12 protein-coding genes and 1 pseudogene are annotated in these 9,908 nt (G+C 32.3%); 12 read left to right on the top strand and 1 reads right to left on the bottom strand.

Going from position 1 to position 9,908, the window contains the following annotated elements:
* A pseudogene (locus tag K357_RS09470) lies at positions 1 to 156 on the top strand (IS200/IS605 family transposase); the annotation flags it as partial.
* Between the two features lie 884 nt (positions 157 to 1,040).
* Here the strand turns inward: K357_RS09470 and lexA are convergent.
* On the bottom strand, positions 1,041 to 1,718 hold the full coding sequence (gene lexA / locus K357_RS0102350) for a transcriptional repressor LexA (protein ID WP_028257288.1): 678 nt from the start codon (positions 1,716 to 1,718) through the stop codon (positions 1,041 to 1,043).
* A gap of 288 nt (positions 1,719 to 2,006) precedes the next feature.
* Between lexA and K357_RS0102345 the strand changes: the two genes are divergently transcribed.
* From K357_RS0102345 to K357_RS0102295, 11 genes are all read left to right on the top strand, one after another.
* Positions 2,007 to 3,029, top strand: coding sequence for a GspE/PulE family protein (locus K357_RS0102345; RefSeq protein WP_028257287.1), 1,023 nt, complete (start codon positions 2,007 to 2,009; stop codon positions 3,027 to 3,029).
* Positions 3,013 to 4,044 (top strand): type IV pilus twitching motility protein PilT, encoded by a 1,032-nt coding sequence (locus tag K357_RS0102340; RefSeq protein ID WP_028257286.1) that lies wholly within the window; start codon positions 3,013 to 3,015, stop codon positions 4,042 to 4,044. The genes K357_RS0102345 and K357_RS0102340 overlap by 17 nt, the downstream gene beginning before the upstream one ends.
* A complete protein-coding gene (locus K357_RS0102335; RefSeq protein ID WP_028257285.1) occupies positions 4,031 to 5,209 on the top strand; it encodes a type II secretion system F family protein in 1,179 nt (392 codons plus the stop codon). The genes K357_RS0102340 and K357_RS0102335 overlap by 14 nt, the downstream gene beginning before the upstream one ends.
* Positions 5,210 to 5,224: 15 nt before the next feature.
* Positions 5,225 to 5,626, top strand: a complete 402-nt coding sequence (locus K357_RS0102330; protein ID WP_038113396.1) for a prepilin-type N-terminal cleavage/methylation domain-containing protein — start codon at positions 5,225 to 5,227, stop codon at positions 5,624 to 5,626.
* Between the two features lie 20 nt (positions 5,627 to 5,646).
* The gene (locus K357_RS09295) at positions 5,647 to 6,264 is read left to right on the top strand and encodes a prepilin peptidase (RefSeq protein ID WP_162138907.1); all 618 of its coding nucleotides are present in this window, start codon (positions 5,647 to 5,649) and stop codon (positions 6,262 to 6,264) included.
* Between the two features lie 41 nt (positions 6,265 to 6,305).
* A complete protein-coding gene (locus K357_RS0102320; protein WP_028257283.1) occupies positions 6,306 to 6,788 on the top strand; it encodes a hypothetical protein in 483 nt (160 codons plus the stop codon).
* 216 nt (positions 6,789 to 7,004) lie between these two features.
* Positions 7,005 to 7,334 carry a hypothetical protein gene (locus K357_RS0102315; protein ID WP_028257282.1) on the top strand — a complete coding sequence of 110 codons (330 nt, stop codon included), beginning with the start codon at positions 7,005 to 7,007 and terminating at the stop codon, positions 7,332 to 7,334.
* Entirely contained in the window at positions 7,288 to 7,869 is a 582-nt protein-coding gene (locus K357_RS0102310; protein ID WP_162138906.1) for a hypothetical protein, read from the top strand. Before K357_RS0102315 ends, K357_RS0102310 begins: the two co-directional genes overlap by 47 nt.
* Positions 7,870 to 8,016: 147 nt before the next feature.
* A complete protein-coding gene (locus tag K357_RS0102305) occupies positions 8,017 to 8,424 on the top strand; it encodes a hypothetical protein (RefSeq protein WP_028257280.1) in 408 nt (135 codons plus the stop codon).
* Positions 8,425 to 8,435: 11 nt separating this feature from the next.
* Positions 8,436 to 9,287, top strand: a complete 852-nt coding sequence (locus K357_RS0102300) for a hypothetical protein (RefSeq protein WP_028257279.1) — start codon at positions 8,436 to 8,438, stop codon at positions 9,285 to 9,287.
* A 182-nt stretch (positions 9,288 to 9,469) separates the two neighbouring features.
* Positions 9,470 to 9,838 carry a hypothetical protein gene (locus K357_RS0102295; RefSeq protein WP_211218933.1) on the top strand — a complete coding sequence of 123 codons (369 nt, stop codon included), beginning with the start codon at positions 9,470 to 9,472 and terminating at the stop codon, positions 9,836 to 9,838.
* The last annotated feature ends 70 nt before the right edge of the window (positions 9,839 to 9,908 follow it).

Here is a 9,908-nt window from a genome sequence, read left to right as displayed (position 1 = left end):
CATTTCTGGTGTAGAGGATATTATGTGGATACGGTAGGGCGATATGAAGGAGCAATAAAAGAGTATATTCGCAATCAACTACAAGAAGATATAGCACAAGATACATTAAACTTTAAAGAGTATACAGACCCGTTTACGGGTGAGCCAGTAAAATAGGCAAAAGAAAAGCCCCCGAGTAGGGGGCAGCCAGTGGTAATAGAGTGGTTGTCAGATCATTCAATGCCCTCTTTAGAGGGCTACCACTAGAGAAAGACCCTTATAGGGTCAGAGCAAACCACCCGTTCTACGGGTGGTTATGATTTGAGATTATAATTTAATCTTGTAATAATTAATATAACTCTCTAATTTATTGGTGAAGTTTTAGTAAGTAATAAATTTTCTAACTATAGTGACTATGATTTGAATAAGTCAAAAAATTAATCATTTTAATATACAAATAATCTTTTTTTAGGATACACTTTTCACAATGACGTATTTTATATTTTCTACACTCTATGTTGATGGTGTCAGTCTTGATTTTCATGCAATATATAAAATTGGATATATAGTGCGATAAAATATTTATATATATTTTTCTCGTAATTTTAATTTTTGAAAATTCTTTGTAGTTTTTTGAAATTCTATTCAATACTCTTCTTAGTGATTCTGTCATTTTTGTTAGTAGCATTACTAAAATTTATACCAGTGATAAAACCGATACAGCAAAAAGAATAACTGGGAATTGTATATTATCAAAAATTTATATTTTTTAATAAGTACAATTTGCTTATAGTATGACCTATTTATATATCTTAGCAATGCTCGATCATAAGTGAGTTGATTGGCTAACAGAAATTTAGAAATCATATTAAGCTAGGCAATTATTCTATGAATAAAATAATAAACAATCACCTACACGCATGTATTTTCATAAAATATATACGTGTAGGTGATTGTTATTTATGCAGATATTTATTATGTTAGTAGGTACATCTAGGTGTATCTATTAAAATTGTTGCTTGTAATGCGTTGAAAATTATTTACTAATTTTGCGCGAATTATTATATAGAATCCCGAACTAAGCCTATTACGAGTCCTTCAATGACACAGTTTTGAGTAATAATAGGGGAGAAAGCATCGTTTTCTGGTTGTAGACGAATATGGTCACTTTCCTTAAAGAAACGTTTGACTGTTGCTTCATCATCAATTCTAGCAACTACAATATCTCCATTATTAGCAACATTTTGTTGCCGCACAATTAGCAAATCTCCTTCTAAAATACCAGCTTGAATCATCGATTCTCCTTGTACTTTTAATAAGAAACAATCAGAGTTACCTGTTAATCGAATCGGTAAGGTAATCATATCTTCTATGTTTTGTATAGCCGTAATAGGAGCACCAGCTTGTACAGTGCCAACTAATGGTATTTGACGAAGGTGAGATCCCATAAACTCAAATTCCTCAGATGTAGTACATTCGTTGGTTATGTTATTTACGGATGGTTGTGTTTTAGGCATATGCATTACAGAAATTGATCTATTTTTATTTTTATCGCGTTTAATATATCCAAAACGTTCTAAGGCATTTAGATGGGAATGGACTGTAGATGTAGAGCTTAATCCTATATATTCACAAATCTCTCGCACAGTAGGACAACGATATTCGTTTTGTAAGCAATTAGTTATATATTCTAAAATTTTTATTTGTTTTGAATTAATATCGGTAGCAGGGTGTCTCATGGAAATCCTTTCGTAATGGTATGGAGTGTGGAATAAATGCATCATAGAATATGGGGCGCTCATGTACTGTACCCAATATAGCTATATATACTTATTATATAGGTCATATGTTCGTATAGTCAATAAATATACTTAAAATAAATATATAGCATTACCACAGTATGAACGGTTATTTATGTAAATAAAAAAATTTTTATACCTTGGCAGGAGTTTAAAAAATAATCTCGAATTTATTGGTGCAACAGGTAAGACAGGTGTAAAAGAAAAAAGTTGCAGAAAGGAGGGCTTGTGTTTTACGTCGATTTAGAATTAGATAGCATCATAGAAGCAGCATTATTAGAAAAGGCTAGCGATATACACTTTGAATCAGTAGTCAATGGTGTATTAGTACAATTTAGAGTAGATGGGTTGTTAACACTTTATAAAAATATAGCAGCTGAATATGCAGAACAAGTTATTAATCGTATTAAAGTAGAAAGTGGACTTGATATAGGAGAAAAACGTATTCCGCAAGATGGTCGTTGGGATTGGAAGAAATCAGATAGATTTGTTCAAATGCGAATTTCTACCATGCCTACAATTTATGGTGAGTCGGTTGTATGTCGTTTGATGGGAGATGTGTGTAATTACAAATCATTAGAAGAATTAGGTATGGACGCAGAGTTAATCACTTGTATAGATAAAATATTACAACGCCCATATGGTTTATTTCTAATTACAGGGCCCACTGGTTCTGGAAAAACTTCTACATTATATGCTTTATTACGGCGGCTTGAATTGAGTATGTATAAGTTAATTTGTTTAGAAGATCCGGTAGAGGCACATATTGAACATGCTAGACAAATTCAAATTAATGAAAAAGTAGGCGTTACATTTGCTACAGGTTTGCGAGCTGTGTTACGACAAGATCCAGATATTATTATGGTGGGGGAAATTCGTGATACAGAAACTGCGTCATTGGCCATTCAAGCGGCATTAACGGGACATAAAGTGTTTTCTACAATTCATACAAATTCATCAGAAGCAGTAGTGGAACGGTTAATTGATATGGGGGTTGCCCCCTATTTGATTGAGGCTACTTTAATTGGTGCTATGGCTCAGCGATTAGTGAGAAAATACGTACCTACTATAGAAAGTTATCAGGGGCGAGTAGGTGTATATGAATTATTATCCATACCAAGTGATACGACACATTGGATACAGTCAATACCAGAATATTTAATTACATCATTAGCAGAGAGTGCCAAAATTTTAGTTGAGCGAAAAGTGACAACACAAGAGGAGGTAAAAAGGCATGGAATCTTTATCTAGCCAGACCTCCACATTGATAGATGTTTTATCAAAAGCAATGGAAAAAGGTGCAACAGATATTCATATAGGAGAATTAGAATCCATTTATATGCGTATTGACAATGAATTACTTAAACAGGATGACATGCATGGGAGTTATCAAATTTTTTTAGATATTGCTAGTCAGTGTGGTATTAAGTTGATTGAAAAGCAATCCTATGATGCAGCCTTTACCTATAAGAATACTAGAATACGTGTTCATTTATATAGATCCAATGGGCATTGGAGTGCTACCTTGCGCATACTATATAATCGAACCATTGGATTTGAAAGAGATAGGCAAGCAGATTTATTTCGCTCCATATGCACTACAAAAGATGGACTTGTACTAATTACAGGACCGACTAGTTCAGGAAAAACATTTACTTTAGCATCTTGTGTGTCTTATATAAACGAACATATGAATCGTCACATAGTTACGTTGGAAGATCCTATTGAATATATATTTACTAATAAATGTTCATTGATTCATCAACGAGAGCTAGGCAAAGATATACAATCAATGTCGACGGGAGTTAGAGATGCACTACGAGAAGACCCTGATATTATTATGATAGGAGAATTACGTGATTCTTCAACCTTAGCGGCAGCACTGCACGCAGCAGAAACAGGACATTTAGTGTTTGCAACCATGCATACACAACGAGCCACTATGGCGATTAATAGGATGCTATCTATGTTTTCATCAGAGCAACAAGAAGAAATGCGACATCAACTATCACAGGTATTACGAGTTATTATTTGCCAACGATTATTTATTTTTGACGGTAAATTTATTACTGCTCGTGATATTTTGATTAATACACCTGCTGTTGCAAATTTAATACGACAACGTAAAGAGCCACAAATTTGTTCTATTCAAGAAACGACCTATCCAATGCAGACAATGGAAATGGCAGTTAAGGAATTGCAAAAAACATGGGGAGCAAGATCTGAATTTACAGCATTACTAGGATATTGTTATGAAACTATATGAATATACATGTATTGATACTTCAGATGCTTTTATAGAAGGTCATATGTGGGCAGAAAATCAACAAGAGGTAGCTATTAAGTTAAAAGAGCAAGAATATACAATTATATCTATTCATGGTGCTACTGCAAAATCACAAGAGACAAGATGGCGACGTAAGGATGTTATAGAATTTTCCTATCGTTTATCGCTGTTGTTGAAGGCTGGTATTCCGTTGAGAAGAATTATTGTATTGTTATGTGAGCAACATCCAGATAATATAAACTATATTCGATTATCAGAATCTATTCAAAGAGGTAAATCATTGGCTAATGCATTATATGAGCAAGGATTTCCTTCAGTTGGTATAGCGGTATTAAAGGCTGGAGAAGCGTCTGGTTCTTTAGATGATAGTCTTCTGTTGATTCGTAATTATTATGAACAAGAAAAGATTTATAAGGAAAAAATAATAGGTGCTTTAACATATCCATCATTTTTACTATGTTTAATGATTATTTTTATTGGTGTTGCTATTGTATTTATTTTACCTTCCTTTCAGCGTGTATTTCAAACTATGCATATGGATGTTCCTGCTATGACACAAGTTATTTTCACGGCAGGAAATATGATTCGTGAGCATATAGTTAGAATTATACTACTTCATTGTTTAGGATTGATTATATTGGGAATATGGTATTACAAAGGGGGTGGAAAATTATACGTTCATAAATGGCTGTGGAAACAATCAAATCGCTATAATTGGCTAGCTTGCATATATTATATAAATATTTTACAAGTTTGGTCGTTACTCATTCAGAGCGGTATTTCTCTTATTGAAACATTAGAACTATCGACTAAATTATGGAGAAATCAATATGCTAGAATATGTCACCAAGACATGATTAATGCTGTTAAGCATGGAAAACCATTAGGCCTAGCTATGAAGGATTGTTACGTAGGGACGCCCTTTATTCATGAACTCATTCAAATTGGGGAAGAAACTGGTGAAACGGTAGATATGTTATGTCATTGTAGTACTTATTATCAGGCACTATTAGAACAATATACTAAGAAAATGGAACGATTATTAGAACCTATTATGTTAAGTTGTATGGGAATTAGTGTAGGATTTTTAGTAATCACTATTTTATTACCTATGTTTGATGCTATTACATCTATGATGAAATAATATTAGGAGGTATATATGGGAGAATTCGAGAATGAAATCTTAAGATATAATAGACAACTGCGCTATTATCAAGAGGCTATACAGCGACAGATAAAAAATGGATTTACATTAGTTGAATTAATGGTTGTTGTTGCGATTATCGCTATTTTAGCAGCTATTGCTATGCCACAATTTATGACGGCCACAGACAAAGCTAGAACAGCAAAAGAAACAGCAGACATGCAAGTTATCAAAAATGCAACACAGTTGTATTTGCTAGATAAAAATGTAACAACACCTCCTACTGTAGAAACATTATATAAAGAGGGCTATTTAACAGAGCACGTAAAAGATACAAAAGATAAGGAATATACAATTAGTTTAGAAAATAAGAATGGGAATTCATTTAAGAGTATAGTTGTTACTAAACAAGAATAAAAATGATAAGGGCTGATGGTATGATATGGATTTATATTTGGACATATCTATGTATATGGTATGTTATCTATACATTACAAGAATGGAATATTGTAACATGGAATGTATCTGTTATTAAACTACATAGTATTATTTCTTTGAATGCAGGCCTATTATTATGGATTTGTATGCAACACTTTCATCAGACAATAGACATTTTCTTAGTAGTTATTTTCTTAGGCGGGTTACTACTAGGTGCTACCATCGATCAGCAATATTATATATTGCCTGATATATATGCATGCTTATTAGCAATTAGTGGCTTATTATATCATTACATTCATGAAGCAGATATGATGTTATGTTGTGAAATATCATTGTTAGTTATGATAGCTACCTATATGCTTAGAAAAATAAGTCGTAATGGGTTGGGAACAGGTGATGTCAAGTGGTTTGGGGCTTTAGTTTGTTGGCAATCACCTATTGGCAGCCTATGTATGGTTATCAATTCTTTTTTATTAGGAAGCCTCTATCTCATATTTCTATATATTTCTAATAAAAAATGTGATTCATACATACCATTTGGCCCTTTTATCTGTCTTAGTAGTTGTATATCTTTTGTTATACCGCAAGAATGGTATGTGTGGATATGGCGATAGTATAGATACTATACATTATCACTAAAGAAAGAGATAAAAAGATGATACATAAGATACATCGATATAGTAGAGCTTCATATAATGGATTCGTTGGAGCAGAATGGATTATATCAATTACTATTTTATTACTAGTTGTATCTGTAGGGCAGGCAAGCTTACAACGATATACATCAAATCACTATGCACTACAATCATATGCAAGAGAATTAGCACTTTCTTTAAAAGAAGCACAATTAAATAATATGATGGGGCGCATAACTAATGAATCACTAAGAAGTGTATTAATAAAAACACATAGTTATGAACATCGTTCATCTTCAAAGGCAGTTCCTAATACCAGAGTCGAATTACCAAGTCATATAGTTATTATTGGTGGTACAGGAGAGGTATTTTTTAATGGTAATGGATTACCTGACCAATTAACTCGTATTATTTTAGAAGACACGATAACTAAAGAAAAAGTTCAAGTTATTATCGCTGTACAAACTGGACGTATTCGGTGTGATATGACTGGAGTTGGATGACTATAGTATATGCCTTATTGCTGTAAGTTAATTGATTTAATACGGCATACATTCTAGACGAATAGGAACAGTTTATTACTTTATGGTCATATTTTTTTATTTAAAATGTATTTCTCTAGATAATAAACATAATAATGTGAAAGATAATTATTATGATTAGTGGAAGGGGGATTTTATATTAAGTATAACCCAATAGATCATCCCTCAGGATTTATTATGAGTGACAGTATTATAGCAATATCAGTTATATGCATTGTATTGCCAATTATATATTTTTTATCTTATACCGTTATTTATGATATATATGAAGTCAAGTGTAAGGATACTTATTTGCAAGCAGCTATTTCTTATACAGAACGAGGGAAGATGTATTATAAAAATAATAAAAAACCTTTGTTGGATCGCGTTGAATATAGAGATTTTTATATTCAAGGAACTGTATCAACTGATATGGTAAATACAGTACGAGTTGTTAATTATCGAGTTGGTGTATATAAAAATGAACAAGAAGTATATGAATTATCGACTCTCTTGGGAACCATCTAATACAAAAGGATTTATATTGGCATCGACTATTATGGCCGCTATTATTTCTTTTTTACTCATAGGCGTGATCTGCTTTTGTGCTTCTCACAGTATACAATATATCGAACAAGTACAATCCTCTTTAGAGACAATGGCAGACGGCAGATATACACGATTATTTATTGGTAATCGTATACGATTTTCTAATGAACCTTCTGTAGTTGATAGTGACCATTCAATGGTTTCTATTGGTAAAAAAGGATATTGGAGATTTAAAAAAGATGGCTGGATATTAGCTCGAGTTATGAGCAATGGTGTATTACAACCGATAAGTGGAACAGCTGTTGCGAATGAAGTCACTAATACGTATGTTACAAAGAATAATAATGAATTTGTGTTTTCTAAAAATAATGAAGGTATTCAGTTAAGCTGGCAGATTCAAAGAAAAAATCCATATGATGAAGCTGATTTATATATTATGGGGACGTATTCTGTAAAAGAAATTATTTTGCCAGATTATTACTGGTTTAGAAGTGTGTTAAATAGGAATGAATAGTTGTGTTGTATATGAAAATTATGGATAACATTCTATAGTGATATGATATAGCACATAGTAGATAGAACAATGAAAGAGGGACGTTCTATATATTCGATGTAAGATTTTATCCTGTTGTGTACTAATAGCATAAGGATTTGATTATAGGTGAAGCATAAATTAGAAAAAAATGGATTTATTTCTTATATGGTGTTATGTATTGCCATGGGGCTTATTCTAGTTTGGTCATTAACATATAGACAAGTGGTAGTGATGGAACAGACTGTACAAGAAGAATTAGTGTATACTAAAAATTTATACAAGGTAGATGGTGGTGTTACATGGTTTCTATTATACTGCAAAGATAATTGGCGCAAATTAAGGAGTTCTTATGTCTTAGAAAATAGTAGTCAATACAGACTTACGGTTCATCATATAGTAAATAAAAGAGATACTATATCGGCCATTGTTACTTGTGAAGATAAAAAATATCAACTGTCATCTCAAAAACGTATTGAACTAGGTATCGATAGGAATCGTCAATCTATTTTTATAGAGCAAATATATCCCTATTAAGGAGGAAATATATGAAAGGAAAATATGTAGGCATTTATATTGATGATAACATTATAACAGCCGTAATTATGCGCATTATAAAAGGTGTTTGTAGAATGGAAGATGCCATTACTATGTCTCGCTCTAAATCTAGCGGAGAGGACATCTCCTCGCTGATTCATAGATATTCGTTAGAAGAAGAAAAGATTGCTATTGTAGGGAAAACACAAGTGTATATTCATGGAGAATTCAGTAAATTACAAACAAAAGAAGAAGTACGTTCTATGCTTGAGTGGCATATTGATGAATATATACCTTGGGATAGAAACACTTATGAATTCGATTTTTTCTTGCGTACAATAGATGACAAACCATATGTATATATTGTTGCTGTCAATAAAAACGATACTAATGAATTGATTAGCGGTGTCACAAAAGGGGGAGGATACATTCGAATAGTTGATTATTATCCAGCTCCTTTAACGTATCTATATGAAAAAAGAACTGGATTGTTGTTAGGGATTATCAATGGGGAAACTAATACCATTCATTTTTTTGCATGGTGGAAAGGTGCCTGTGTTGCTGAATGTGAAGTGGCTATAGATGAAGAGGTGATCTGGAAACGGTTAGAAGAGATAGAAGATACATTAGCTATGTTTGAAGATACTACTATAGAAGGAGTACAGCTATATGGGAAAGAACAATTAGCTACTGAGAAAGCTATACTATGTGATAGTATTATAGAGCTTTATGGTTCGATAACGCCAGTAGATATCGAAATATCTGATAGAGCGTATGAGTTATATAAAACTGGAAATCTTGCATGGGAATGTGCAGCAGGACTCTGTATGAGAGGACTTTCTTATGTGAATATTACTCAATAATTTATGGAGATATAAGGATGATTAATTTATTGCCCATTGAAATATATTATAGAATACTAAGAAAACGGTACTATCCTTTTGTTCTCGGGAGCATGATTCTATCTATTTTCATTTTAATAATAGTAATAGGTGTAGGAATATATTCTTACTTGCAATATAATAATGCTCAAAAGGCTTATGACTTGTGTATTCATAGTGATACTTATTATGCACAACAAGAAAAAGAAACACGCTATCGAAATAGTTTACAAGCTTTATCTTCTGAGACAAATACAAACAAAGAAACGAGTCGCATTCCCTTATATATAGCAGATTCCATAGCAGAAGGAATTGTATTACAAGAAATTACATTTTCCGATACGGGAATTTTAATTACTGGCATAGCACAGAATAGTCAATATTATGAACGGTTCGTTCATAATATTAAATATAAAATCAAGGGAGTACAAGTGAATGGGAAGCAAAACCATACGAAGTCAACTGAAAGAATTACATTTTCATTACAGTGCGTATATGAGAGCAAATCACCTAAAAACGAAAAAAATTCTTAGTACTATTGTTATATATGTATTGCTAATAATTAGTGGCGTATATAGTATTTTCTATTTTCAGACTTTAAAG

It is taken from the genome of Veillonella montpellierensis DSM 17217 (genome assembly GCF_000426745.1).
Taxonomy (GTDB): Bacteria; Bacillota; Negativicutes; order Veillonellales; family Veillonellaceae; genus Veillonella; species Veillonella montpellierensis.
The sequence above is the reverse complement of the archived record's forward strand: the minus strand, read 5'-3'. Positions and strand labels throughout refer to the sequence as shown.

What these genes read in the sequence shown, in the direction of transcription:
- K357_RS0102300 (WP_028257279.1), top strand. Translation starts at nt 8,436, where the DNA reads ATGAAAGGAAAATATGTAGGCATTTATATTGATGATAACATTATAACA.
- K357_RS0102310 (WP_162138906.1), top strand. Translation starts at nt 7,288, where the DNA reads ATGAACAAGAAGTATATGAATTATCGACTCTCTTGGGAACCATCTAAT.
- K357_RS0102315 (WP_028257282.1), top strand. Translation starts at nt 7,005, where the DNA reads ATGAGTGACAGTATTATAGCAATATCAGTTATATGCATTGTATTGCCA.
- K357_RS0102330 (WP_038113396.1), top strand. Translation starts at nt 5,225, where the DNA reads ATGGGAGAATTCGAGAATGAAATCTTAAGATATAATAGACAACTGCGC.
- K357_RS09295 (WP_162138907.1), top strand. Translation starts at nt 5,647, where the DNA reads ATGATATGGATTTATATTTGGACATATCTATGTATATGGTATGTTATC.
- lexA (WP_028257288.1), bottom strand. Translation starts at nt 1,718, where the DNA reads ATGAGACACCCTGCTACCGATATTAATTCAAAACAAATAAAAATTTTA.
- K357_RS0102320 (WP_028257283.1), top strand. Translation starts at nt 6,306, where the DNA reads ATGATACATAAGATACATCGATATAGTAGAGCTTCATATAATGGATTC.
- K357_RS0102340 (WP_028257286.1), top strand. Translation starts at nt 3,013, where the DNA reads ATGGAATCTTTATCTAGCCAGACCTCCACATTGATAGATGTTTTATCA.
- K357_RS0102335 (WP_028257285.1), top strand. Translation starts at nt 4,031, where the DNA reads ATGAAACTATATGAATATACATGTATTGATACTTCAGATGCTTTTATA.